Raw genomic sequence first — 25,408 nt, 5'->3', positions numbered from 1 at the left:
GCCTCACTGAATTTGCGCGATGCGCAGAAGGTTCGTGGTACCGGGCGTGCCAAACGGCATGCCCGCGGAAATGACGACGGTTTGACCCGATTCGCCAAAGCCTTCCGAACGAACTGTCTCGCATGCCAGCTCACTGACTTCGGCCGCGTCGACCAACTCCTTGCATAAGACCGAATGGACGCCCCAGGCTAACGCTAGACGCCGAGCCGTTCCCGTCTCTGGGGTCATGCCGATGATCGGCGCGCAGGGCCGTTCGCGCGCCATGCACAGAGCTGAGTAACCGGAACTGGTGTACGCGACGGTCGCAACGGCGTTGAGAAGGCCCGTCACGTGCCGCATCGCATAACCGATGGCATCCGATGGCGTCGCGCGCGGTTTGTCATGAGACGCGGCAATCACCTCGCGGTAGTAAGGATCATGCTCGGTCTGTGAGATGATCAGATCCATCGTCCGCACGGCTTCGACGGGATATTTCCCGCTTGCCGATTCCGCAGATAACATGACCGCATCTGCACCGTCGTATACGGCGGTGGCGACGTCCGACGCCTCCGCTCGGGTCGCTACCGGCGCATTCACCATCGACTCCAGCATTTGCGTTGCAACGATCACTGGTTTGCCGGCCTTCCGACAGGCGCGTACGATCCTCTTTTGGATAGCCGGCACTTGCTCCGCAGGCATTTCGACGCCGAGGTCCCCCCGCGCGACCATCACGGCATCTGCCTCTTCGACGATCGCATCAAGGCTGCCGATCGCCGCCGGCTTTTCGAGCTTAGCCACAATGCCAACTCGGTCGCCGACGATTCCTCTAACTTCTCGGATGTCTTCGACGCGTTGTACAAAAGACAGCGCGAGCCAGTCGATGCCTAGGGTCAGGCCGAATTCGAGATCACGGCGATCCTTTTCTGTCATCGCCGAGAGCGGCAAGACCACGTCCGGCACATTGACGCCCTTGCGCTCCGACAGTGGTCCGCCCACGACCACAGTCGTTTCCGCGAAGTCCGGTCCGCACCGCTCGACTCGGAGTTGAACCCGGCCATCATCGAGCAAAAGGTTAGTCTGCTCTTTCAGCGCGGCGAAAATCTCGGCATGCGGGAGCGCGACGCGCGTCACGTCGCCCGGCGTACCGGTGTCGAGATCGAGTCGGAACGACGCACCCTTCGCAAGTGATATGGGGCCGCTCGCAAATGTGCCAATCCGTAGCTTCGGCCCTTGAAGGTCAAGAAGCACACCGATCGGCCGACGTAAGTCTTTCTCGATTGACCGGATGACTTCGAGCCGACGTTGGTGGTCCTCATGGGAACCATGACTGAAATTCAGCCGAAAGACGTCGGCACCAGCCTTGAACAGCGATTCGATGATGTCTCGGCTTGTGCTAGCCGGTCCCAGTGTCGCAACAATCTTCGCATTTCGAGTTCGGCGCATCGTTATATGCTCCTTGAAAGGTCGCCACGCTGAGCGGCGATGTAGATGGCACGAAAGTCATTCACATTGGTCAGCGTCGGGCCGGTAATAACCGAGTCCCCAAGTGCTTGGAAAAAGCCGTGCGCGTCGTTGTTCTGCAGGCGATCGGCCGCACGCATATCGCGCTCTCTGGCACGCTGCAAGGTATCGGGCCGCAGAATGGCGCCAGCGATTTCTTCCACGCCATCTACGCCGTCCGTATCGCCCGCGAGCGCATATATTCCGGCTTCACCCTTTAGGGCGATGCCAAGCGAAAGAAGGAACTCGACGTTACGTCCGCCGAGACCGTCCCCTCGGATTGTTACGGTTGTCTCGCCGCCCGACAGAAGAATGCATGGTGCTTTGAATGGCTGGCCGCGTCGGCTTACTTGCTTGGCGATCCCGGCCATGACCGCACCTACGTCCCGAGCTTCACCTTCGATCGCGTCGCTAAGGATGTGCACATCAATGCCCGCGTTGTGCGCTTTGAGGGCAGCCGCTTCGAGCGCGAGTTGAGGCGTCGCGATCAAGTGCGTTTCTATCTCAGGCAAGCGCGGGTCGCCCGGCTTCAGGCTCTCGGATAACCCCTCTTCAAGGAGCGCAATGGCTACAGGAGACGCACATATCTCGTAACGGCGCAGGATGGCCAATGCATCTGAGCACGTTGTCGTGTCGGGAACCGTCGGACCCGACGCGATATCGGTGGCGGCATCCGCCGGGACGTCCGAGATAATCAGGTTGACCACGCGCGCCGGATAACAGGCAGCTGCAAGCCGGCCGCCCTTCACGCGCGACAAGTGTCGGCGTACGCAATTCATCTCGGATATCGTGGCGCCACTGTCGAGGAGTGCCTGATTGATTTCCTGCTTGTCCTGCAGTGTGAGTCCCTCCGCGGGAAGTGGGAGTAATGAAGAGCCACCGCCTGAGATAAGGCAGATGACGAGGTCATCCGCAGTCAGCCCCGAGACAAGCCGCATCATGCGCTCGGCTGCTTCCAGACCTTGTGCGTCGGGCACGGGATGTGCAGCCTCGACGATCTCGATTCGATCGCATGCGACTGCATAGCCGTAGCGGGTGACAACGAGACCCTCGAGGGAAGTGGTCCAGCGATCTTCCACGGCTTTTGCCATGGCTGCCGAGGCTTTTCCGGCGCCGATAACGATCGTGCGCCCACGGGGAGGCTGCGGAAGAAAGTGAGGCACACGCAAAGCCGGCTGCGCTGTCGCGATCGCGGCATCGAACATGTCTTTTAGAAGACGATCCACGTCCGCGCCTTTAATCTCGGCCGGCAGACCTTTGGGTTGGATGGGTTTCATTGCGGCTCTCGCGGGTTGGCTCGGGGCCTGGATCGAAGCGAGCTGACGCTACGGGTCGGTCCGCGCGCATTACGATATTTTTTCAAACGCTTAGAGAACGTCAGGACGAGCTACATCGTCCGGCTTTGTGCGGCGCGGTGACTCGTACTTTCAGGTACGCGAACTTCTTCCGCGCCCGCCGTCGTGCACAGCGAGCGCGGAACCCGAACGGACCTTCGCTTACGCAGCTTGGCTGGCAGCCGTCTTTTGGACTTGCGCGCAGACCGCTTCGGTGACTTGCGCCGTCGTTGCGGTACCGCCAAGGTCTCGCGTATGGAGCGTCTTATCAGCGGTCACCTTTTCGACTGCCTGCATCACGCGCTTGGCAGCATCGAATTCGGCGAGGTGTTCAAGCAGCATCACCACCGACCAGAACGTGCCCACCGGATTGGCGAGACCTTTGCCCATAATGTCAAAGGCGGAACCGTGAATCGGCTCGAACATCGACGGATAGCGGTGCTCAGGATCGATGTTGCCGGTCGGGGCGATGCCGAGACTACCGGCGAGCGCGGCAGCCAGGTCACTCAGAATATCCGCGTGCAGGTTGGTTGCGACAATCGTGTCAAGCGTATCAGGGCGGTTGACCATGCGCGCGGTCGACGCGTCGACGAGTTCCTTGTCCCATTTGACGTCAGGGAACTCCTTCGAGATTTCCAGCGCGATCTCATCCCACATGACCATTGCGTGGCGTTGCGCGTTGCTCTTCGTAATAACGGTAAGCAGCTTGCGCGGACGCGACTGCGCTAACTTGAATGCGAAGCGCATGATGCGTTCAACACCGGCGCGAGTGAGGATCGACACGTCCGTTGCGGCCTCGATCGGATGACCTTGGTGCACGCGGCCGCCGACGCCCGAGTATTCGCCTTCCGAGTTCTCGCGGACGATTACCCAGTTCAAATCTTCCGGCTTACAGCGTTTGAGCGGTGCATCGATGCCCGGGAGGATGCGCGTCGGACGCACGTTCGCGTACTGATCCAGACCTTGGCAGATCTTCAGACGAAGACCCCAGAGCGTGATGTGATCGGGAATATCCGGATCGCCTGCCGAGCCGAACAAAATGGCGTCCTTGTCACGGATCGCATCAAGACCGTCCTCGGGCATCATTACGCCGTGCTTGCGGTAATAGTCGCCGCCCCAATCGAAGTTTTCAAACTCGAAGGCAAACGACTTGTCGGACTTGGCAAGCGCTTCGAGTACTTGCTGGCCAGCGGGAACAACTTCTTTGCCAATGCCGTCACCGGGGATGGTTGCGATGCGATACGTTTTCATATCTGTCTCCGTCCTTCATGGGTTGAGTGTGTACAGTGCCTCGTTCAAGGCCGCCAGGACAAACGCCCCGGAGCCACCTGAGCGAGGACTTACTTGATGAAGCTGAGTTGGGCGCTGATCTTTTCGAGAATCGGCTTCTTCTTTTCGTTGAACACAGCCTTGTTTTGCGCCATGAGATTGTTGCCCTTGGTGTCGATGGAGATGATCAGGGGGCCGAACTCTCTGACACGATTGATCCACAACGTTTCAGGCATGCCTAGGTCCTGCCACTCTGCGCCCTCGATCTCCTCAACGAGAGTCGCAGCCAAAACCGCACATCCGCCCGGGAAGATGGCATGGACGGCTTTGTGCTCTTCGCAGCCAGCCGCAGTCTCAGGACCCATGCCGCCCTTTCCCACGATCAGCTTGACGCCAGTCTGCTCGATGAACTCGCGTTCGAATTTCTCCATCCGCATACTCGTGGTCGGGCCGATCGAGACCATTTCAAAGCTGCCATCTTCCTTCTTTCGAACAATCGGGCCAGCATGAAAGATCGCACCGCCCGCGAGATCGACAGGGAGTTCTCGACCTTGTTCGATGAGTCGGCGATGCGCCACATCGCGACAGGTCACAAGACGACCGGTGAGATAGACGACGTCGCCAACATTAAGATCTTCAAGATCTTCACTCTTGATGGGTGTGGTGAGGACCTTTTTCACAGAGCCACTCCTTCATGCGACAAGATTTCGTAGGACGCGTCGGCATTGATGCGAATCTTTCCGCGCCGGTGTGCCCAGCACCCCGTGTTGATCGCAACGCCAATGGTTGATGGATGACGTGCCGACGATTCGATGTTCACGCCCATTACGCTGTTGTTACCCGTCAGCCCCTGCGGCCCGATGCCGATCTCGTTGAGTCCTTCTTCGAGCAGCTCCTCCATCAGCGCAGCCCGCGGGTTTTCGCTTTTTGAGTTGACCGGCCGCAAGATCGCCAGCTTGGAAAGACGCGCCGCGGTCTCCACAGACGTCGAAACACCGACACCAACCAACAGTGGGGGACACGCATTGATGCCACGTTCGGTAATGACGTCCATCACGAACTCCGCCACGCCTTCGTAGCCCTGCCCCGGCATGAGCACTTTTGCCGCTCCCGGCAGAGTGCAGCCGCCACCGGCCATATACACGTCGATCGTGCAGCTATCGCTTTCCGGAACAATGCGCCAGTCAAGCCAGGGAATTTGCGTCCCGGTATTCGTGCCCGTGTTTTTCTCGTCGAACGTCTCGACTGCGTTGTGGCGCAGCGGTCCCATCTGCGTGGCGCCTTCAGTCGCTTCGCGCAGGATCTCTTCCAACTCTCCCAGCAGCGGAAAGTTGGCGCCGGCCTCAACAAAGTACTGGATCACGCCAGTATCTTGGCAACTCGGACGGTTCAATTTGTCGGCCGCTTCTTGGTTACCGTTCATCGAGTCGTAGATCGATTTCGCCAGCGGGTTGGTTTCCAGCGTGCGCAGTTCGGCCAGCTTTGCCTTGACGTCCGTCGGCAGACGTTTTCCGATATAGGCAGTGAATTTGGCCATGGTGTCCGTCACAGACTGAACGGCTGCTTCCTTGTCCATCTTGCATTCCTTTAAAACTTGATGATTGGGGACGTTCTTAGTTTTCAGTGCGCGGCGGCGTTGCCGGGCGTGATCGGCGCTTTTTGTGTGCGGGCAAGCAGCAAGGTAAGCACAGCGGAGAGCACCAGCAGGCCTGCAACGAAGTAGAGTCCGCCTGCGTAACTGCCGGTCTGATCTTTGACCCAACCGATCATCGCCGGCCCAGCGAAGCCGCCGAGGTTGCCGATCGAATTGATTGTCGCGATGCCGGTAGCCGCTGCGGCGCCCGAAAGGAACATCGTCGGCATGGTCCAAAGCGGCGGCTTGGCGCAGCTGATGCCGATATTGACGAGCGTTAGGGCGGCAATCAGTCCTACAACGCTGTTGGCAACGGCCGCAATCGCCAGACCGACGGCCGCCGCAACACACGCCAGCGCGACGTGCCATGTACGTTCGCCAGTGCGATCCGAGTGGCGTGACCAGAAGATCATGGCAACGACCGAGACCACCGGCGGGATGGCGTTCAGTACGCCAACCGTCATGGACGACACGCCGAGCTGCTTGATGATTTGCGGAGCCCAGATGCCCAGCGTATAGAGGCCTGCGGACGTTCCGAAGTAGATCAGCGACAAGGCCAATACGCGGGGATTAGCCAGACCACTGATGATGCCGTGCTTGGCGGTGGTGGATCGCTTGGCAGCTTCATCGTTCATGACGTTGACGAGCCAGGTGCGTTCGTCGTCCTTCAACCATTTCGCCTTCTCAGGTTTATCGGTCATGTAGAAGAACACGACGACACCCAGAACTAGCGCAGGAATGGCTTCCAGAATGAACATCCACTGCCAGCCGTGCAGACCCATGACGCCATTCATTTCGAGCAAGGCGGCGGAGAGCGGCGACCCCAGCGCAGTGGACAGTGGCGCAGCCGCCATGAAGAAAGCCACCACCCCCGCGCGGTGACGCGCCGGGAACCAATAACTGAGGTACAGGATGATGCCCGGAAAGAAACCAGCCTCAGCGGCGCCCAGCAGGAATCGGATGATGTAAAAGCTCGTTGGCCCTTTGACAAAGGCCATTGCGGCCGAAATGATGCCCCACGTGACCATCACCCGAGCGATCCACATCCGGGCGCCGACCTTGTGCAGGATGATGTTGGAGGGCACTTCGCACAGGAAATAGCCCCAAAAGAAGATGCCGGCACCAAAGCCGAGGATCGAGGCGGAGAAGCCCAGGTCCGTTCGCATCGTGAGGGAAGCGAAGCCGATGTTGACCCGGTCGATGTAGGCCACGAAGTACAGCAACATGATGAACGGAACGATGCGCCAAGTAACCTTGCGCAGGGTGCGTTTTTCCAAATCCATTTCCATGGATGTCTCCTGTTTCGATTAGCTGTGTCGCCGTCTACCGCGGCTTTAAGGTCCATCTCCGAAGGGCGGAGTGGCAATGTGGCAGTTGCCAGAACCAAGATTAAAACCAATGCGCAGCCATATGAATCGAGCTAAACTTAAAACATCATTGCAAAAAATTCACGAATCATGGACACGGAGCTCGGCTTCTTCTGCCTGTTGGTCAAACAAGGCAGTCTGGTGGCGACGGCGCAGGAGCTGAACTTGACGCCGCCTGCCGTGTCACGGCGGTTATCGGCGCTGGAAAACCGTTTAGGGGTCCGGCTGCTCAACCGGACCACAAGGCGTATCAGTCTGACGAATGAAGGCGAGGTCTACTTCGCTAATGCGCAGCGCATATTGAGCGACATCGACGACGTCGAGCGCCTGATTTCGAGCAGTCGCGCAGCGCCCCGGGGACTTTTGCGAGTGAATGCGCCACTCGGCTTTGGCCGTTCCTATATCGGCCCCGCAATTTCGATGTTTGGCCAGAACTTTCCTGAGGTGGAAGTACAACTGCATCTCACGGACCGGCCGATTAGCCTGCCAGACGAAAGCATCGATGTCTCAGTACGGTTCGGTGAGATACCAGACTCGCGGCTCATCGCCAAAAGGATTGCCGCCAATCGCCGCCTTTTAGTCGCTTCGGCTAGCTACTTGCGCAGCGCCGGGGAGCCCGCGTATCCGCACGACCTGACGCAGCATCAATGCATCGTTTTGCGTCAAAACGAAGCCGCCTACGGCAACTGGCGTCTGAGTCGCGCCGGGCGCACCGAGACGATCAAAGTGCATGGCAAATTGAGCACTAACGACGGGGAGGTTGCGCTTAACTGGGCGCTTGAGGGACACGGAATACTGATGCGTGCCGAATGGGATATCGCTAAATACCTTCGTAGTGGACGGTTGGTGCAGGTATTGGCGGACTACGAAACTCCGCCCGCTGACATCTACGCTGTCTATCCAGAGCGGCTGAATCTTTCAGCGAAAATCGCTTGCTTCGTCGAGCACCTGCGCAACTATCTGGGCCAACACGCGGACGGCCCTTCTCCAACCGGCTCGCCTTGGTAGTCGCGGGGAAAAGCCCTCATTAAGCATGATATGTCGGCGTGTCGGCACCCCTGCGAACCAGAAAAATCGGTTGTCGCCGTCGAAACCATAGGCAGGCAGCCGGAGAGTTTTAGCCTTGCCAAGAGTCGCAGAGCTTTGTCCGTTTATAGGGGCACGCCGTCGTTCCAACGACCATGGACGAAATCCCATGAACGACCGGAGCTGGCCGAGAGCGCCAGCTCGATGAACGGTCTCCAAAGCGGATGTTCAAGTCATCCACGTGAGCCTGTGGGCAATGCGTCCAAACGCGAACAAACGGCCATGAAGCGACGATCGCGGCGGTGCGCTGCACGGCCGTTGTAACCTCCATACCGGACACCGCATTTCGGGTGAACGTGTCACACCCACTTGTCGACATTCGCGCAGCCTGCGTCTCGGAAAGACGCTGGACTTGCCCCCGCATAACCGGACACCCGGTCACGCTTAGGTTGGAGAAACTGCTTGCCGACGAAACTCACGAGGCGAGCGGTATTTCAGGGCGCTGTGCGGGTGTGACTCGTTATAGTGGTCGAACGCGATGGCCAGGTTTTGCAACGCCGTCCTGGCGTCGGGTTTCGGCATCCACGAAACGTAATCACGCTTCATCGTTTTAACGAAGCTCTCGGCCATCCCGTTATCGTAAGTCAGCAACTGCTTGTCGTGATGACGGTTGCGCGACTGTAACGGTCGAGATCACCCACCCATTTCATCCCCTGCGCGGTACCCGAATCCAGTTGGCTACTCGCCGTCAGAACTGGGGAGAGGATCGTGTGATGTTCTATGACGAACATGGCCGGCTAGTGTCGATACTGGCCTCATGGACTGATGTGGACGAACCGGACGCGTTCGCTCAGACCGCAGCGGGACGCTCCGAGTTTCGTGTCGAGGACCTCCGAAGGCTGCGCGCGCTGATCGACGACTTGAAGCTGGAGGTCCTCGGCCGTGTCAAATAAATTATGCCGTCTATGTAAGCTAAATAACGCCGCTACTGTGGTGCAGGCGCTTGGAGGCGGTGACGGGAATACCGTTAATACGGTGGGATTTCTACGATTTCATGGCTGGTCAGGCCTTGACATTGAAATAAATGCGGCATATTTTAAATTACATATCTCTAGCCGGCGCAGTGACCTTGACCAAGCTCGATTCGAAGCAGGACCGCCTCAGGCGACTCGGCGTGCTGAACCCTCATCCCGAGCGGGTGCGAGCTCCTGGTTTCAGTCGAACGATTTCTTCGACGCCCGCGATCTGATCCAGGTCAAGTACGAGATGCTGCGCCACGTCAGCGTCGACGGCGCCTCGAAGGCCGACGCTGCAGAGCTGTTCGGCGTGTCCCGCCCGACCTTCTATCAGGCCGAGGCAGCATTCGCGCGCGACGGCCTGGCCGGACTCATGCCGAAACCGCGTGGGCCCAAGGGCGCACACAAGCTCAATCTCGAAGCGATGGCCTTCGTCGAACGACATCTCGAAGGAGACGGCTCCATTCACGCCCGCGCACTAGCCGAGCAACTGGAATCCGAGCTTGGCATCTCGGTCCACCCCCGCAGCATCGAACGCGCGATCGCACGCAAAAAAAAACCGTAGAACCATCTGTCGCCACCCATCCCCTCGCGCAAACCTTGACTGCTGCCTACGAGGCGCTACGCGACGCGGTGATAGAAGGCGCCCCTTGCCCAGAGGGTATGGCGGCGATTCGTTACCACGGCATGCTGCATGGACTTTCCATGCTTGCGATGACGGCCCCTGCGACCAGCGACGCTCCTGAATCTCGCAAAGAGGAACGCATGGGCGCACTCCCATCCAGCGACGAATTGGTACGTCTGTTGGCCAATCTCGTTCTGCGCACCCATTCGGAGCTCGCCCATGTCTACTGACCCGTACCAGAAAGTCACGGCCGACCACTTGCGCCGCGACGCCTTTCTATACGTGCGGCAATCTTCGCTGCGACAGGTATTCGAGAACACCGAGAGTACCAAGCGCCAGTACGCATTACGCGAGCGTGCCGTATCGCTGGGCTGGCCCATCGAACGCGTGCACGTCATCGACAGCGACCTGGGTCTGTCCGGCGCGAGCGCAGAAGACCGGGACGGTTTCCAGCAACTGGTCTCGGAGGTCGCCATCGGTCACGCCGGCATCGTACTCGGACTGGAGGTGTCACGTCTCGCGCGCAACAACGCAGACTGGCATCGGCTCATCGAACTTGCCGCATTGACCCACACTCTGATCCTTGACGAAGACGGCGTCTATGATCCGGCTTACTTCAACGACCGCCTGCTGCTCGGTCTGAAGGGAACCATGAGCGAGGCCGAATTGCACGTTCTGAACGCGCGGTTGCAGGGTGGGATGCGCAACAAGGCGCGACGTGGCGAGCTCGAACTCCCGCTGCCCATCGGACTGGTCTACCATCCAAATGGATCGGTTGTACTTGACCCTGATCAGCAAATCCACGCGAGCCTGCGACTGTTGTTCGATACTTACCGGCAAACGCACTCGGCAAGCATGGTTGTGCGCCGGTTCCGTCGCGAAGGCTGGGTCTTCCCGCGGCGCATCCGCCGCGGCATCGGCAAAGGCGAAGTGCAATGGGGCGGGCTAAACACATCGCGTGTCCTGCAGATTCTGCACAACCCCCGATACGCTGGGGCCTTTGTGTATGGGCGGACACGTATTGGACGCAAGGCTGACCTGACGAGCACGCAGTTTAAGGTTGCACAATCCGACTGGCAGGTGCTCATCCGCAGCGCTCACGTCGGCTATATCGACTGGGACGAATTCGAGCGCAATCAGGTTACGCTCAGGCAAAGCGCAAACGGATTTGGTTCGCTCGCACGAGGCACTGTCCCTCGCGAAGGCGATGGACTTCTACAAGGGCGAGTCATCTGCGGGTTGTGCGGAAATCGCATGCGGGTGCGCTACCAGAAGGTAAGCGGCAGGCTTGAACCGTACTACGTATGTCATGACGTCGCTGCCCATGATGCTGGCAAGCCGTGCCAGTCGGTACGTGGACGCGCAATTGATGATGCCATCAGCGCATTACTGCTTCAGACGGTTGGGCCGGCAGCCATCGAAGTGGCGCTAGCGGTCGAGGACGAGATCGCCGGACGCATTGAGCAGGCCAACTCCATGCGCCTGAAGCAACTGGAACGCGCGCGTTACGAAGCTGAGCTCGCGCGCCGTCGCTACATGAATGTTGACCCGGCAAACCGGATGGTTGCCGACGCGCTTGAGGCCGACTGGAATGATCGCCTTCGTCGACTGGACGTGCTACAGCAGGAACACGAACGCCAACGCCGATCGGATCAGGATCTGCTTGGCGACGAGGCTCGTGCACGCATTCGGGCTCTCGCGGATGACTTCGCCGTCGTGTGGAACGACAGACGTATCGAATCCGTCGAGCGCAAGCGTATGCTAAGACTGCTCATCGACGACGTCACCCTGGTGAAGTCGGAGAAGGTCTCGATCCATGTGCGCTTCCGCGGCGGCCGCACGATCTCACTCGCAGTCGACAAACCCAGGTCGATGGCACTTGTACGCAAGACACAACCGGCGGTCGTCACCGTCATTGATGGGCTTCTGGAAACGTGTACCGATCAGCAGGTCGCCACACGACTCAACGAGCTCGGATATACAAACTGGCAGCACCAGACATTCACCGCGCGGAAGGTGGCGCTGGTACGGACCACCTATGGGCTGCCGAGTCGATATGAGCGACTACGCGCGCGTGGCTTGCTCACCGGCGCCGAACTCGCCACGCAACTCGAAGTTAGCCAAACCACGATCCACCAATGGGGACGGCAAGGGCTTCTACGGCGGCACGTTTACGGGCATGATCACCGCTGCCTATACGAACCTCCAGGGAATGTCCCGCTCGTAAGAGGCACCGCTGGACGCAAAGCTACACAAGCAACCTTCATCGCCGCTCCAACTACCGGACAAGGTGCAATGTGAAACCTACTCCTTGCTTTGCGGGCTTCTGACGGGTGTCGTGACCGGCTTCAGTCCGATTTTCCGAGAGAACTTTAATGTGTCGTCGGCAATGTAGCAGGAACCATTGTCGCTTAACCACTCGACTTCGGTTTCGGTCTTCAACGCGCCGGCGAAGCGGTTCTCGACGGCTTGAAGCATGACGTCACGCACCATGTCGCCAGTGTAACCGCCTGTGCTTGCGGCCCAACTCATGGCTTCGCGGTCGCAACAGTCGAGTGCGAAGACGACACGCAATGGAGCACCGTCATCGCAGCGGAACTCGAAGCCATCCGAGCACCAGCGCACGTTGCTTCTGTCCACCGCGACCTTGCCATCATGCCGACGCGTAGACGAGACTTGACGAGGGCGACGTTCAAGCAGCAGGCCGTGGCGACGCATCACGCGATACACCCGCTTTGCATTGACGCGCGGTTGAGCCAGCGCATCCCGGCTTCGCCTCAGCAGCGCCCAAGCCCGTCGGTATCCATATGTCGGCACGTCGCCTAACAGCTCGTGAAGTTCGGCGACAAGCGCCATGTCGTCGAGGACCGGCATCTTGCGCCGGTCGACCCAATCAGCCGACCGCTTCGATTTGACTGCGAGATTCGAGCGCGACACACCCAGGACTTCACAGACCGTTTTCAACGGTCGTCCCCCGGCAGCAATGGTGAGCGCGCAGTCAATTTTTTTGCTCGACCATACTCCACTGCTTCACGGAGGATTTCTACCTCCATCGTCTTCTTTCCCAGCAATCGCTGCAGCTCACGAATTTGCTTCATTGCTTCGGCGAGGTCTGATGCCGGCACAACCTGCTCGCCGGCAGTGACCGCCGACAGACTCCCGTCCTGATAGAGCTTGCGCCAGCCGAAGACCTGGTTGGCATTTACTTGATGCCGGCGAGCGACGCCAGAAACGGTCGCGCCGGGCTCGAACGTCTCGCGAACTATCGCGAGCTTCTCTTCAACAGAACGCCGGCGGCGCTGCTCCGGCTGGGTCAGAACTTCTAGTGGTTCCACGTTGTGACTAGGCTTAAACATAGGCAGAAGACTACCTCAAAATTTAAGCGTTGCCGCATGTCCGGTGTTTGCGGGGGCCGGCCCAAATTGCTCTTGGGCCATACAAAAATTGGAAGCACCGTGCGATACCTCGGGATCGAGGTAGACGATGCTCTCGAAATGGCTGAGCAAACCGAAGTGTGATCGCCGGTGGCCGGCGAGCGTGCGCTTGTCGGCGGCGGATTCAACCGGTCGATGCAACGATTTGGTTAAATCGCTCAGCTGGTGTATCGAAGTTTAGGGTTTTTCGAGGACGTTCGTTGAGCCGCCTGGCTACGGCCTTTAGCTGGCGATGTCCCGAAGACAGTTGAAGGTTGGGACGGCGGGTGCGGCATAGGTTAGGCAACCTTCCGATCATGGTCAATTGATTTCGAGCGTGACCGTTTCAAGGCCGCAGCGAGAATCCAGAGTTCATTCACGCCGAGGATTTTTCGGAAGTGCTTCTCAGCTTCCAGGAAGCCCGCGGCTGTCCAGCGCAACGCCATGTCGGCGTCGCGATAGCGCTTCACGCGCCCCGCGACACGGCGCACCGCGCCGTTGGGATTCTCGATGATGTTGGTCGTCGACAGCCCGCGCATGAGCGCCGGCGTCAGGCCCAGCTTGTTCACCGTGAAAGTTTCCTCCAGCCCCTCGAGCAGTGCGGCCGAGGCGTCCGGATAGTCGGCCTTGAGCCACGCCGCGTGCGTCTTGAGCTTGGCGATGCCATCGTCGGTCGACAACTTGTAGGCGGCCTTCATGATCGCGGCGGTTTGCGAAACGCTCTCCTTGGGCAGGCGCTCGAGGACGTTGCGCTGCTTGTGCACACGGCAGCGCTGCACGTGGGCGCGTTCGCCGAAGAACTCCTCGATGGCCGAGCGCAGCGCTTTGGAACCATCGATCACGAACAGGTATTCGCGATCCGCAGGCACGCCGCGCTCGATCAGTCCGCGCAACAGATCCTTGACGACCTGGGCGTTCTCACTCGACCCGCTCGCGAGACCCAGGAGGTGTTTCTCGCCGGGGCTGTCCACGCCGATAGCGGCGATGATGTGACGTGAGTCGACGATGATGCCGTCAAGGTAGATCGCCAGAAAGTCCTTGTCATCGAAGCGCCGCCCCATCAGCTCGGTGAGCGCCGTCTGGCTGGCCTTGATGAACTCGCGCGAGACGCTGCTCTTGGAGATGCCAACGGTGCCGGCCATCTCGGGCAGGACCTTGGCATATTTGCGCGTCGACACGCCCGTGACCATGATCTCGTGCACGCGCTCGGCGAGCCGCGGATTCTCGTTCAATTGCTCGTAGGCGGGGACCGGCACTTCGCCGCCGCCACGACGCCGAAGGCGCGGCCGCTTCACGTTCAACTTGCGTTCGTCCATCACAATCTGGCCTTGCTGCGAGCCGTGCCAGCGGATCTCGCCGCCTCTGCGGCCCGGATGCTTCTCGCCGGCGACTTCCGTCGCCGAGATCACCAGCAGTTGCTCGACAAGGCTACGGCCGGCTTCGTGCATCAACTCGTCGATGCTCGCGCGGGTGTTCTGAATCAGATCGAGCATGGGCAACAGGAGCTGACTGTTCTCGGCAAAACAGGCACGCAGTCCTTCCGGGTCCTGCTTGGGCACCACGTGCAACGGCGCGCTGGCGCTTTGGGGCTTCTTCTTGGTACGCTTCATTTGGCGGTTCTCCTTGGTTCCCTGTCCGGGAAGTTGGTCGTCGAAACCCGATTCTCTCGGATTTCCAACGGGGAACCGCCGCCTTCAACCTTCAACTACGCCCGGGACATTGCCTAGCTTAGTCTGTGAGTAGGCAGATAGATCGGTACCCTTAGGGAAGTATTGCCTCAGAAGCCCATTCGTGTTTTCGTTCGAACCGCGTTGCCAGGGATGCTGCGGGTCGCAGAAATAGACCTCAATGTCGGTAGCGACAGTAAAGCGGTTGTGATCGGCCATTTCCGAACCCCTATCCCACGTCAGCGATTTATACAGTTCCCGGGGTAACTTGCTGGCGTGTCGTATTAGCGCGTCAACCACAGCCTCAGAGTCCTTGCTGGCGACTTTCACCAGCATCACGAATCGACTTTGACGTTCGACGAGAGTTGCAATCTGGCTCGTAGCGTTGCCATACAACAAGTCTCCTTCCCAGTGCCCGGGGATTGCGCGATCCTCCGCCGTAGCAGGGCGTTCACTAATGGACACGGCGTCGCGAATGTTCGTGCGGCCTTCGGTTTTCAGTGTGTGATGACGGGACCGGCGCATGGTTCGAGAGCGTCGCAAGTGCTCAAGCAATTCCTTTTTCAGGGCACCACGAGCTTGAATATAGAGGCTCCGATAGATTGTCTCGTGCGACACCAAATAGTCCTTGTTGACCGCATAAGCATGTCTGAGCCAACCAGCAATCTGCTCAGGGGACCACTGCAGGTTGAGCTTTGCAGCGACGACTCGCGCCAGCGTCTGGTTGCGCACCAATTTGCAAACCTTCGGCCGACGCGCCCGCTCCCACGCGATCGCATCCGCCTGGCTTGCTCGATAGCCTTGGCCGCCTCCGTTGCGCTGCAACTCGCGACTTATAGTGGAAGGAGCGCGTCCCAGCCTGGCTGCGATCGACCGAATCGATAATCCGGACACCAGGAAGCGGGAAATCTCCTCGCGCTCCGCGAGCGTCAATGCCTGTGGCGCGCGGTGCCTTTGCACCGGCTGGATGCCGCCGGTCTCCGATAGTATCCGCTGAATCGAAGAATGCCCGCGATCGAACAGCTTGGCAATCTGATGAATCGTATCGCCCTTGCGCCATCGGTCCCACATCAGCGCTTTCTGGGTCTCGGAGTAGTAGATTCTCGGTCGCTGCTTCATTTGCAACACCTCCGCTGCTCATGCAGATTCTAGTGGACTGTAACGTTTAAATGGGAAGTATCATTGCGTCTTGGGAGGACGCGATGAACTTGACCGAAAGCGAAATCATGGAACTGCAGCGGCGAGCCAGTGCGAGGACCGTGCGAGCGGATTCGGCACGTCGCGCTCGCCTGATCTTGCTGCTCGCTGACGGGCTGACCTGGTCGGAGATCAGAGCCAAGCTCGATTGCAGCGACAGCTACATCGATCGCTGGAGCAAGCGCTTCGCTGCGGAGCGGTTGGCGGGCTTGTTCGCTCGTCACACCGGGCGCGAACGCTACAAGGTGACCGATCGCGTGGAAGCACGAGTGCTTGCGCGTACGACCAGGCACACGCCCGCGGACGGCTCCACGCACTGGTCCACGCGCAAGCTCGCGGCCGAACTCGGCGGCGACATCTCGCACATGACTGTGGCCCGCATCTGGGCCAAACACGGCATCAAGCCGCATCGGCTGGAGGGCTACCTTGCCTCCAATGACCCGGACTTCGAGACCAAGGCGGCCGATGTCATCGGGCTGTATCTCAACCCGCCGCAGCATGCGGCCGTATTCAGCGTCGACGAGAAGACTGCCATTCAGGCGCTCGATCGCAAAGACCCTGTGCTACCCCTGTCGCCGGGACGCGCCGAGCGTCACGGCTTCGAGTACCTCAGACACGGCACGCTTTCGCTGTACGCCGCCTTCAATACAAAGACTGGCGAAGTCCTCGGCAAGACGGCAACGCGGCATACCTCGGCCGAGTTCGTAGCGTTCCTGAGCGACCTCGTGGCCAACCAACCCCGCGGCAAAGAAATTCATGTCATTGCCGACAACCTCTCGGCGCACAAGACCCGGCAGGTCGATGCGTTTCTCAGCGAGCACCCGCAAGTTCATATGCACTTCACCCCGACCTATTCGTCCTGGCTCAACCAGGTGGAGTTATGGTTCGCCAAGATCGAGCGTGACGTGATCTCGCGCGGCGTGTTCACCTCGGTACCCGATCTCAAGCGAAAGCTCATGCGCTACATCCGCAAATACAACGAGCAACCCAAACCCGTAAAGTGGAAGTACTTTGACCCAACACGTCGAATTACTCCCGTTTCAATCGTTACAGGCCACTAGGTGTTGCATCGACCGGTTGAATCCGCCGCCAACTCCGGTCGTCCGGTTGATCGAAAACGCGGTCACTGCAATGGCTCGATTGATCCAAGGTCGGCCAGTCGTCTGAAGGAATTCTCGCATTGCTTCAGTGCAATGGAGTTCGGATCAGACAGCTCATCCAGAAGAGAGTGACTGGAGTTTCTCGCGCTTCTATGTTCCGCGGGCGTCAATTCCGGTTTTCGGCTCGTCAACAACGCTGATACGTTGCGTAGATCTAGATGAGCCAGTTTCGCCACGATGCACGGTTGTTCACGTGGCTGTCGCGGCTCGTGCCCAACGAGTGTTACGCGCGATTGCGGGGCTCGGCGCGGCGTCACAATGTCATTCCGATTGTGGATGCGCCCGACTACGTCGAACGGGCCGATGCCGTGATCACGTGCGACGACAATACCTTCGATAAAGCCGCCCGCTCGCAGGTTCGCGCGCCGCTCGAACGCAAGGTCGATGTATTGCCCGAGTCCGTTCGTGTCGCCTTTGTACTGCGTTCGATCGAAGAGATGAGCGTCGAGGAGACTGCGGACTGCTTGAATACTCCAGGGACAACTGTGCGCAGCCGGCATTTTCGCGCCCGCAGCATGGTGCGCGAGTCCTGGCGAAGGATTCGATCTCGCCGAGCACGATGTATTTGAACGTATGGCGCGAACTGCGGCGCGCCCGCCGGCAATGCGACCGGCGATCTTGTGCGTCAACGCGATGGCAGCGATACATGTAAGTACGTGCGCGACCAAATGAGCATTGGTTACTCGGGGCGGTACGGTCAGACCGATCTGCATGCCGACTGGCGCTGCAACGGCATCGAGGCCCACACGACGATTCTTGGTGCCGGAGCGAACGCAGATAGTACGATTGTGCTGAGCGGCGTCTAGCAGAACGGACCGGGACACTGATTGACCTCACAACCATGGACGCCTCCGCGAAAGCGACACCACGCGCTGCGGGTCCGGCGGACGTAACACTCGGCGTCTCAAAAGTCAACCCTGCCGACCTTCGGTTCGCGTGTCGGGCGAGGTCCGTTGTCTCGGGTCACGGCCGCTCCGCCACATTTCACCTCGGCGGCATGCCGAAGCATCCATCGTCACAAGTGCGGAAAGGGGATCGGCAGTCTTTCTGACTTGTGTTGCAGAGTCAGTTCGATCTACCTTGGCGTAGTTTGCACGAGGACACGCCAGCGTCTGAGAAGACGCGTCGAATTGATTCCTGGCATGAGCTGATCTAATTCGAGCGACCTGAAACGGTGGGCGCTCGTTCCCACGATGCGTAAAATTGGAAGCTCAACAAGCGATCGCACTGGACCGGGGCCGGCATCATGGTCGACATCGACAAAACACTAGGTGCTGTGGGTGACACGGAAGATCAGTTCCGCATCCTCGTTCAAGGGGTCACCGACTACGCCATTTACTTGCTCTCCCCGGCGGGCATTGTGACAAGCTGGAATGTCGGCGCCGAGCGGATCAAAGGATACAGCCACGCCGAGATCGTCGGCCAGCATTTCTCATGTTTTTATACAGACGAGGACCGGGCAGCGGGGGCGCCTGCGTCTATTCTCGCGACGGCTGCGAGGGAGGGGCGCGTCGAGCGTGAAGCATGGCGCGTGCGGAAAGATGGCAGCCGCTTCTGGGCCCATGTGGTGGTGGATGCGATACGGGATGAAGCCGGCACGCTGATCGGCTTCGCCAAAGTGACGCGCGACATCACCGAGCGTAAGGAGGCGGCAGCCGCGCTCGAGAAGGCGAATGGGGCGCTTTTTCAGGCGCAAAAGATGGAGGCCGTTGGACGCTTGACCGGCGGCGTGGCGCACGATTTCAACAATCTCCTTGCGGTACTGTCCAATGGTCTTCAGGTGCTAGCCATGCAGTCGCGCACGCCACTCGACATGAAAATGATCGAGGGCATGCGGCGCGCGATCGACCGCGGCGCCGCACTCACGCAGCAGCTCTTATCCTTCGCGCGGCAACAGCCGCTACAGGCTGAAGTGCATGATCTGGCGGCTTTGATCCGTGATTTCGAACCCATGCTGGTGCGTGCCGGGACGCGCACCGCCTCTTGCGAAGTGAAACCATCGGATCAGCCAGCCTTCGCCTCCGTCGATGCGCCACGCTTCGAGGCGGCGCTGCTCAATCTCGTGGTGAACGCGATTGATGCCATGCCAGACGGTGGCACCGTGACTGTAGCGACCGAAGTCATCGGATCGAAGGCGCCGACGTCTGTGTTACCAGCCGGCCGCTATGTGAAAGTGTCAGTGTCGGATACAGGAACGGGTATGCCTCAGGATGTGTTGGCTCAGGCGTTCGAGCCGTTCTTTACTACCAAGCCGGCGGGCAAGGGCACGGGTCTTGGGCTGAGCCAGGTGTACGGGTTCATTACTCAATCCGGCGGTGATGTCGTGATCTCTAGCCAGGAAGGCGTCGGCACGACCGTCGACCTATTGTTGCCGATGGCCGAGTCCGTGGACGCGGTGGGCGCCGTCTCAACACCGAAGGTCGAGACGGTGCTCCTCGTCGAAGACGAGCCGGAGGTGCTTGGTCTTGCGGCGGAGCTTTTTCGAAGCATTGGGTACGAGGTCGTAGCTGCGAGCAGCGCCTCCGAGGCGGCTGAGATACTCAAAGAGCGGCATGACATCGACGTCGTCTTCACCGATATCACCATGCCCCACGGGATCAGCGGCTTGGAGCTGGCTTGTGTGGTCCGCTCACGGTTTCCCAATATAAAGGTCGTTTTGACTTCAGGCTATCCACTTCCGGCGCTGCGAAGCGAGCACGGCTCGATAAGTGACTTCACCTTCATGCACAAGCCGTACCGCTTGGCTGATCTCGCGAAGGCACTAAGAGCCTGAGAGGCAAATGCCGACCCGGTCGCATTGCCGCAAGACACCGCAGCAGTGTCCGAATATCGGAGCCCCGGGTAGGTCGACATTGCCAAATCGCTAACTGGCAGCCTGTTCCTGCCGTCCGGCGCCGGTGTCCCTCGCTAGCTGGTCTTGCGGCAGGGTCCAAAATTCGTCCGAGCGGTGGCCTTCAGGGCTGCCCACTTGTTTCGACAACTGGTCGTTGAGGCGACTCTAGGTGCGTTGACGCGGGCTGCAGGTGACAGAAACGCGGCTCTTTGACCTGACCTCTAACGTGACATCCGGATTAATTCCCATGAGATGCTCGACCAATCGAATTAACGGTAATAGAGCCGGCCTATCAGATCCGGGGCGCGAGCGGACCGATGAGCGTGCGCGCATGTTCAACAAGCGTCTCAAATGCCACCGGCTTTGTCAGGCAGCACTCGAATAGCAAGCCTAGCGCGCCCTTTTCTTTGAGTGGACGCGTAGCGGCGGTCCAAAGAATGATCGGGATCTTCGCCAGATCTGGGTCCGCGCGCAATGCCCTGCAGAGGGCCAGGCCGTCCATTATCGGCATCATCAAGTCGGTAATAATCAAATGGGGACATGTCGCTTTCGCAAGCTGGAGGGCTCGGTTACCGTCCGAAGCGGTGTGAACGCTGAATTCATGCAGGGAAAGGAGCAAGGCCCACGCTTCGAGCGCGCTTGCCTCATCGTCGACGAGCAGAAGAGTAGGGGAATCAGGCGAAGTAGAAGGATAGTGGTTCACAGCACGCTCGGCATACCCTGGCGAGCGTCATTGCTCATGGCCCGAAAGCTTGCCGGATACCTATAGGGTAGCAATCTGCGCGCCGCGCGAGAAAATATCCACGGCAGGTTCGCCCCGTGCATCGTCTGCGCTTTCTGCATCGCGTTCTTGTTTGCTGTTGCGACGACTAGACGGTTGACGGCCGGCGCCTCTCAATTTCTTCAAGCCATGAGGTAGGCTACTCGAAATGATTCAGTACAATTCGTGCCACGTGGATCGACGAGGTGACTCAATCAGCGTTGGGTTAGTCGCACTCGACCTCAAGGAATTTACCGCCGATATGTATAGGAACCCTGGCGGGCACCCAAACTCCCCTATATGAACGGCCCCTTTTGCGCCAGGTTTTCTCATGTTTTGACGAGCAGGATAGGTTGCAGCTCTATATGCGACCTTGTTGCAGCCCATACCGCCGCTGCGGGTCCCCATGAAATCCGCTGACTCGTGCCTCATTCCAGGGAAGAGCTCGAAGCTCGTTGGAATTTCCAGGTTTCACGAGTCCCGGTCTTACCTGTTCAGTCATTACACTTGATTGCCAACGCAACTTTTGACGGGGGCTATCCTGTATCAGAGAGTTTGTTAAAGACAACAAAGCCTCAAGCCGGCTTAATGCTCACGTGATCTTTGCTGTAAGGTCGATCGTGCGCAAGTATGGCCCAGATGATTCGTGCCATCTTGTTGGCGAGTGCGACTGCCGCGACCTTCAGTGGCCGCCGCTTCTTCAGCTGCTCGAGCCATATTCCAGGCTGTTTGGTATTGCATAGAACGCTACGCGCACCATGGATCAGCAACGTTCTCAAATAGGTGTCGCCACGCTTGCTTATACCCAGCAGCTGAACTTTTCCGCCGGTTCCTGTTTGTCCGGGTACCAGACCGAGCCACGCGGCAAACTCACGGCCCGACTTGAACGACCCGGGATCACCCATCGTTGCGACAACTGCGGTCGCGCTCAACAGACCAACGCTGGGTATTTGAGCTATCGCCCGGGATGCCTTGTCTTCCTTCATCCAAGTCTGCAGCCGTCGTTCGATTTCAACGATCTGCTCGTCGAGCTTGGTTAGGCCTTTCCACTGTTCGCGGAGCGTATCGATCAGCATAGCCGGCAGCCGCTCCGACAACCTGGCCAAAACATCCGGTATTGCCTTGTTCAGCGCGCTGCGAGCCTTGCCCATCACTTCGCCATATTCGGTTAGGAGTCCACGCAGGCTGTTTATCTGCATCGTTCGGAATTTCACCAGTTGCTGCCGCATGCGATGCATGGCGAGGACCGCTTGCTGGCCCTCAGTTTTGACGGCTACGGATTTACGCGGCATCTGCGCTGCCATCCAGATCGCTCGCGCATCTGCGGGATCGTTCTTGTTACCGATGTTGAATGCCTTGACGAACTTTGCGGGCATCAGTTTGACTTGGTGCCCCATTTTAGTGAGAGCGCGAGCCCAGTGTTGAGCGCCGCCACATGCCTCCATCCCGATCAGGCAGGGTGTGCGGTTCGCGAAATGCTCGAGAAACGCTGTGCGCTTGATCGATCTGTTGACAACCTCACCGGTGTCGGGATCGATCCAATGCATCTGCATCACGTTCTTGGCGATGTCCACGCCGACGGTCGTATAGTTCACTTTGGATCCTCCGGGTTGCCTGTGAAGATCTCATGATTTTCCAATCTGGGCACTCTGATGCCGTCGGCCCGTGAGGATCCACCCCACGCACGCCTTCAAGAAGGCCGGGGCCGTTCATATCATTCCAGGGATGGGCACTTCAATTTCCCCCACCCGATGACCACCGGCTGAACTGCTGAGCGGTCGCTAACGATGCTGCAGGACGTCTATTTTCTTCTCCTTCGAACAAGAAGGAGATCAGGGAGTGAACGTTTTGAAGCAGCATCTCCAAAGCACGATATTCACGTTGCTCGAGCGCGGCGCGAGCCAGCACAAGATCCATGAGCTCACCGGCGTCGATCGCAAGACGATCCGGCGCTATCAGGCGATCTACGAATCCCAACAGGCGGTCGGCGCAAATTCCCCCACCTCCGCGCCCACCAGCGTGGCTGAGCCGGCGGGCGCTCGAATTCCTCCACCTCAAACTCCTCCATCCCCGCGCCCACCGGCTCCTGCTCGGGCAGCGCCGGTCAAACCCTTCAATTTCGCCCGCTCGTCCAGCGAACCCCATCGCGAATGGATCGAGCAGCAGGTGCGCCTGCAGCGCAATGCCCAAGCCATCTACCAGGATCTGGTTGATCAGTTCGGCTTTACCGCGAGCTACCACAGCGTCAAGCGTTTCGTGCGCGCCCTGCGTCACGTCGACCCCGAGCCGTTCGACCGTCTTGCATTTATCGTCGGCGAGGAAAGTCAGGTCGACTACGGTGAGGGCGCCCCAGCTCTCGATCCAAAAACGGGGCGATACCGGAAACCGCGTCTGTTCGTCATGACCCTGCGGTACTCGCGACGCAGCTTCCGACGCGTGGTGTGGAAGTCCAGCAAGCAGGTGTGGGCACAGCTTCACGAGGAGGCCTTCCGGTACTTCGGAGGTTCGACGCAATACGTAGTCCTTGACAATCTGCGCGAGGGCGTCATCACACCGGACCTGTACGAGCCGGAAATCAACCGGCTCTATGCCGCGATGCTCGAGCATTACGGGGTCGTCGCGGACCCTGCACGCGTAAGGGATCCGAATCGCAAGGGTACCGTGGAACACGCGATCAAGCATACGCAGGACACGGCCCTTAAGGGTCGCCGCTTCGAGTCCATCGAAGCCCAGAACGAATTCCTGATGCACTGGAAGGAGAACTGGGCCGCCAGACGCATCCACGGCAGCGCGCGGCGGCAAGTCCAGGCGATGTTCCAGGAAGAGAAGCCGCATCTGCAGGCGCTGCCGCTCACCGGGTTCCGTTACTTCAAGGAGGTCGTGCGCACCGTCAACGAGGACACCATCGTCAGCATTGACCGCAGCAACTATGCCGCGCGTCCCGCGCCCATCGGTTCTCTCGTGTGCGTGCGCGTCTACGACACCACCCTGGAGATCCGCGATCGCCGCACCCAGAAACTGCTGCGCACGCATCCCCGCCACACCGAGCCCGGCTCGCTCGGGCTTCCCGAGAGCGAACGCCCGTTCAACCCGTCACGCCAGACAAGCCTGGCGCTGGCCAGCGCCGGCGACATCGGACCGAGGGCAAAGGCACTGTGCCAGCACCTGTTCGACGCCGAAGGTCGCGTCGGCCATCGCGGCATGTGGGGCATCGTCGCGTTGGCGAAGAAGTACCCCACTTGGCTCGTCGAACAGGCCTGCGACCACGCCTTGCGTCATCACCTCTATCGCTACCGGCAGGTGCGCGCCGTCGTCGAGCGGCTGTTCGAGCAGGCGCTCGAGCGCCTAGATCGTGCGCCGCAGCTCGCCTTGCCACTCACCCAGGAGCATGCCCTGATCCGGCCCGCCGCCGAATACGGCGCGCTCTTCAACGCCGGCGCGCAGCACAGTGCCGGCACCCACCCCTCCACAACGGGAGAAACTGAATGACCACCACGCTACCCGACATCGAACGCGCACTCAGGCTGCTACGCCTGTCGGGCGTGCGCGACACGCTCGAGACCCGGGTGCTGCAGGCACAAGGCAGCCAGCAGCCGTTCCTCGAGACCTTCGCGCTGATTCTGCAGGACGAACTCGACCGGCGCCAGTCGCGGCTCATCGAGCGACGCTACCAGCAGTCCGGACTCGAGGAGAAGCTCACGCTTGCCGAAATCGACTGGTCCTTCAACCCGAAGCTGCCGCGGCAAGCCTGTTTCCAGCTGCATACCCTGAAGTTCGTGGCCTGCGGCGAGAACGCGCTGATCATCGGCAAAACCGGCACTGGCAAGAGCCACGTTGCGAAGGCCGTGGCGTACCAGGCTGTCCTGCACGGCCACAAGGTGCAATACATCGAGACGGACGACTTCTTTAACCGATACGTGCTGAGCCCACCGGCCCAGCGCGAGGCGAGGCTACGGGCCATCCTCGAGTGCGATCTGCTCGTGCTCGACGAGCTGTTCCTCTCGCGCACGATCCCCGACAAGGCGGGGACATTGCTGCAAACGCTTATCCATCAACGCTACAAGCTGCATCGCAGCGTGGCCGTCACCTCAAACCGGATCGTCCAGGACTGGGGTGCCTATCTCGGCGACAACACGATGAGCACCACAATCCTCGACCGGCTCATGCATCATTGCCACCTGCTCGAGTTCGACGGGCGCAGCTATCGCCTCAAGGAGGCCGCCGAAACCCTTGCACGAAAAACGAAAGCGAGCTAAATAACGATCTCGTCCTGCTTCACGGGGTGGGGGAATTTACGCGCCCATAAGTAGGGAAAGTTGAACTGCCCGCCGGGGTATAGGAAAGATCCACTCAGCGAATCCTGGAAGAATTGCGAGAGCTTGGTGTGCGAGTAGACGAAGCCCGCCACTGCCGGGCCGAAGGTGTAGTTCACACCGGCGCCGAAGGTCTTCTGGGTGCTTGCCGAACGGCTAAAGGCACACCCGTCCGGCGCAAGCGCACCCTGCGGGGACGCGCCGGTTGGCTGGAAGGCGTGTCCGGAAGTATGGGCGAGTCACGTACAGGAGCGCGACGACCGCATCGTCGATCGCAGTAGTGTCGATGTTCATGACGTTCAGCGAACTCCGCGGA

Annotated in this window: 20 protein-coding genes and 3 pseudogenes; 10 read left to right on the top strand and 13 right to left on the bottom strand. The window is 59.5% G+C overall.

Translation table 11 applies throughout. The features are described from left to right. Positions 1-3 precede the first annotated feature (3 nt). The 6 genes from pyk to LY284_RS34065 form a co-directional block, all read right to left on the bottom strand. Positions 4-1,422: a pyruvate kinase gene (pyk, locus tag LY284_RS34090; RefSeq protein ID WP_233391427.1), complete on the bottom strand. Its 1,419-nt coding sequence runs from the start codon at positions 1,420-1,422 to the stop codon at positions 4-6. 2 nt (positions 1,423-1,424) lie between these two features. Beyond that, on the bottom strand, positions 1,425-2,756 hold the full coding sequence (locus LY284_RS34085; RefSeq protein WP_233391425.1) for a glycerate kinase: 1,332 nt from the start codon (positions 2,754-2,756) through the stop codon (positions 1,425-1,427). A gap of 219 nt (positions 2,757-2,975) precedes the next feature. Beyond that, positions 2,976-4,064 carry a tartrate dehydrogenase gene (locus tag LY284_RS34080; protein ID WP_233391423.1) on the bottom strand — a complete coding sequence of 363 codons (1,089 nt, stop codon included), beginning with the start codon at positions 4,062-4,064 and terminating at the stop codon, positions 2,976-2,978. Positions 4,065-4,153: 89 nt separating this feature from the next. Then, on the bottom strand, positions 4,154-4,762 hold the full coding sequence (ttdB, locus tag LY284_RS34075; protein WP_014253294.1) for a L(+)-tartrate dehydratase subunit beta: 609 nt from the start codon (positions 4,760-4,762) through the stop codon (positions 4,154-4,156). Next, a complete protein-coding gene (gene ttdA / locus LY284_RS34070) occupies positions 4,759-5,658 on the bottom strand; it encodes a L(+)-tartrate dehydratase subunit alpha (RefSeq protein ID WP_014253295.1) in 900 nt (299 codons plus the stop codon). The genes ttdB and ttdA overlap by 4 nt, the downstream gene beginning before the upstream one ends. A gap of 44 nt (positions 5,659-5,702) precedes the next feature. Next, the gene (locus LY284_RS34065) at positions 5,703-7,004 is read right to left on the bottom strand and encodes an MFS transporter (protein ID WP_233391422.1); all 1,302 of its coding nucleotides are present in this window, start codon (positions 7,002-7,004) and stop codon (positions 5,703-5,705) included. Between the two features lie 168 nt (positions 7,005-7,172). On the opposite strand from LY284_RS34065, the gene LY284_RS34060 reads away from it, so the two are divergent. After that, positions 7,173-8,090, top strand: a complete 918-nt coding sequence (locus LY284_RS34060; RefSeq protein WP_233391417.1) for a LysR substrate-binding domain-containing protein — start codon at positions 7,173-7,175, stop codon at positions 8,088-8,090. 462 nt (positions 8,091-8,552) lie between these two features. Here LY284_RS34060 and LY284_RS34055 read toward each other — a convergent pair. After that, positions 8,553-8,744, bottom strand: a pseudogene (locus LY284_RS34055) (integrase core domain-containing protein); the annotation flags it as partial. A gap of 56 nt (positions 8,745-8,800) precedes the next feature. On the opposite strand from LY284_RS34055, the gene LY284_RS34050 reads away from it, so the two are divergent. The 4 genes from LY284_RS34050 (at position 8,801) to LY284_RS34035 (ending at position 12,050) form a co-directional block, all read left to right on the top strand. Beyond that, a complete protein-coding gene (locus tag LY284_RS34050; RefSeq protein ID WP_309243244.1) occupies positions 8,801-9,061 on the top strand; it encodes a DUF5372 family protein in 261 nt (86 codons plus the stop codon). A gap of 313 nt (positions 9,062-9,374) precedes the next feature. Continuing rightward, positions 9,375-9,689, top strand: coding sequence for a helix-turn-helix domain-containing protein (locus LY284_RS34045; protein ID WP_233391410.1), 315 nt, complete (start codon positions 9,375-9,377; stop codon positions 9,687-9,689). A gap of 35 nt (positions 9,690-9,724) precedes the next feature. Beyond that, positions 9,725-9,979, top strand: a complete 255-nt coding sequence (locus LY284_RS34040) for a hypothetical protein (protein ID WP_233391158.1) — start codon at positions 9,725-9,727, stop codon at positions 9,977-9,979. Then, positions 9,969-12,050, top strand: coding sequence for a recombinase family protein (locus LY284_RS34035; protein ID WP_233391408.1), 2,082 nt, complete (start codon positions 9,969-9,971; stop codon positions 12,048-12,050). The genes LY284_RS34040 and LY284_RS34035 overlap by 11 nt, the downstream gene beginning before the upstream one ends. Before the next feature lie 12 nt (positions 12,051-12,062). Here LY284_RS34035 and LY284_RS34030 read toward each other — a convergent pair. The 3 genes and pseudogenes from LY284_RS34030 to LY284_RS34020 form a co-directional block, all read right to left on the bottom strand. Continuing rightward, positions 12,063-13,105 (bottom strand): annotated as a pseudogene (locus LY284_RS34030) (IS3 family transposase); the annotation flags it as partial. A 356-nt stretch (positions 13,106-13,461) separates the two neighbouring features. Beyond that, a complete protein-coding gene (locus LY284_RS34025) occupies positions 13,462-14,772 on the bottom strand; it encodes an IS256 family transposase (protein WP_008345072.1) in 1,311 nt (436 codons plus the stop codon). A 105-nt stretch (positions 14,773-14,877) separates the two neighbouring features. After that, positions 14,878-15,948, bottom strand: a pseudogene (locus tag LY284_RS34020) (IS30 family transposase); the annotation flags it as partial. A gap of 83 nt (positions 15,949-16,031) precedes the next feature. On the opposite strand from LY284_RS34020, the gene LY284_RS34015 reads away from it, so the two are divergent. From LY284_RS34015 to LY284_RS34005, 3 genes are all read left to right on the top strand, one after another. Next, a complete protein-coding gene (locus LY284_RS34015; protein ID WP_233384792.1) occupies positions 16,032-17,087 on the top strand; it encodes an IS630 family transposase in 1,056 nt (351 codons plus the stop codon). Between the two features lie 257 nt (positions 17,088-17,344). Next, positions 17,345-17,755 (top strand): sigma factor-like helix-turn-helix DNA-binding protein, encoded by a 411-nt coding sequence (locus LY284_RS34010; RefSeq protein WP_233391406.1) that lies wholly within the window; start codon positions 17,345-17,347, stop codon positions 17,753-17,755. Between the two features lie 677 nt (positions 17,756-18,432). Next, the gene (locus LY284_RS34005) at positions 18,433-19,959 is read left to right on the top strand and encodes an ATP-binding protein (RefSeq protein WP_014253238.1); all 1,527 of its coding nucleotides are present in this window, start codon (positions 18,433-18,435) and stop codon (positions 19,957-19,959) included. A gap of 352 nt (positions 19,960-20,311) precedes the next feature. On the opposite strand, the gene LY284_RS34000 is transcribed toward LY284_RS34005, so the two are convergent. Further along, on the bottom strand, positions 20,312-20,722 hold the full coding sequence (locus LY284_RS34000; RefSeq protein ID WP_041733684.1) for a response regulator: 411 nt from the start codon (positions 20,720-20,722) through the stop codon (positions 20,312-20,314). A 632-nt stretch (positions 20,723-21,354) separates the two neighbouring features. Continuing rightward, a complete protein-coding gene (locus LY284_RS33995; protein ID WP_014253237.1) occupies positions 21,355-22,374 on the bottom strand; it encodes an IS110 family transposase in 1,020 nt (339 codons plus the stop codon). A 244-nt stretch (positions 22,375-22,618) separates the two neighbouring features. On the opposite strand from LY284_RS33995, the gene istA reads away from it, so the two are divergent. Both istA and istB read left to right on the top strand, forming a co-directional pair. Beyond that, positions 22,619-24,268: an IS21 family transposase gene (gene istA / locus LY284_RS33990; protein WP_375294323.1), complete on the top strand. Its 1,650-nt coding sequence runs from the start codon at positions 22,619-22,621 to the stop codon at positions 24,266-24,268. After that, positions 24,265-25,035 (top strand): IS21-like element helper ATPase IstB, encoded by a 771-nt coding sequence (gene istB, locus LY284_RS33985; RefSeq protein WP_014253233.1) that lies wholly within the window; start codon positions 24,265-24,267, stop codon positions 25,033-25,035. The genes istA and istB overlap by 4 nt, the downstream gene beginning before the upstream one ends. Here istB and LY284_RS33980 read toward each other — a convergent pair. Continuing rightward, positions 25,032-25,211: a hypothetical protein gene (locus LY284_RS33980; protein WP_041733683.1), complete on the bottom strand. Its 180-nt coding sequence runs from the start codon at positions 25,209-25,211 to the stop codon at positions 25,032-25,034. The two genes, istB and LY284_RS33980, sit on opposite strands and share 4 nt — an antisense overlap. Positions 25,212-25,408 lie beyond the last annotated feature (197 nt).

The organism is Caballeronia sp. PC1 (assembly GCF_021353155.1).
GTDB lineage: Bacteria > Pseudomonadota > Gammaproteobacteria > Burkholderiales > Burkholderiaceae > Caballeronia > Caballeronia cordobensis.
This window is presented reverse-complemented; position numbering and strand designations above follow the sequence as displayed.

Excerpts from the sequence above, each read along its gene's own strand:
- LY284_RS34005 (WP_014253238.1), top strand. The coding sequence starts at position 18,433 with ATGGTCGACATCGACAAAACACTAGGTGCTGTGGGTGACACGGAAGAT.
- ttdA (WP_014253295.1), bottom strand. The coding sequence starts at position 5,658 with ATGGACAAGGAAGCAGCCGTTCAGTCTGTGACGGACACCATGGCCAAA.
- LY284_RS34060 (WP_233391417.1), top strand. The coding sequence starts at position 7,173 with ATGGACACGGAGCTCGGCTTCTTCTGCCTGTTGGTCAAACAAGGCAGT.
- LY284_RS34025 (WP_008345072.1), bottom strand. The coding sequence starts at position 14,772 with ATGAAGCGTACCAAGAAGAAGCCCCAAAGCGCCAGCGCGCCGTTGCAC.
- LY284_RS34080 (WP_233391423.1), bottom strand. The coding sequence starts at position 4,064 with ATGAAAACGTATCGCATCGCAACCATCCCCGGTGACGGCATTGGCAAA.
- LY284_RS34045 (WP_233391410.1), top strand. The coding sequence starts at position 9,375 with ATGCTGCGCCACGTCAGCGTCGACGGCGCCTCGAAGGCCGACGCTGCA.
- LY284_RS34015 (WP_233384792.1), top strand. The coding sequence starts at position 16,032 with ATGAACTTGACCGAAAGCGAAATCATGGAACTGCAGCGGCGAGCCAGT.
- pyk (WP_233391427.1), bottom strand. The coding sequence starts at position 1,422 with ATGCGCCGAACTCGAAATGCGAAGATTGTTGCGACACTGGGACCGGCT.
- LY284_RS34035 (WP_233391408.1), top strand. The coding sequence starts at position 9,969 with ATGTCTACTGACCCGTACCAGAAAGTCACGGCCGACCACTTGCGCCGC.
- LY284_RS34010 (WP_233391406.1), top strand. The coding sequence starts at position 17,345 with ATGAGCCAGTTTCGCCACGATGCACGGTTGTTCACGTGGCTGTCGCGG.
- istB (WP_014253233.1), top strand. The coding sequence starts at position 24,265 with ATGACCACCACGCTACCCGACATCGAACGCGCACTCAGGCTGCTACGC.
- LY284_RS34065 (WP_233391422.1), bottom strand. The coding sequence starts at position 7,004 with ATGGAAATGGATTTGGAAAAACGCACCCTGCGCAAGGTTACTTGGCGC.
- LY284_RS34085 (WP_233391425.1), bottom strand. The coding sequence starts at position 2,756 with ATGAAACCCATCCAACCCAAAGGTCTGCCGGCCGAGATTAAAGGCGCG.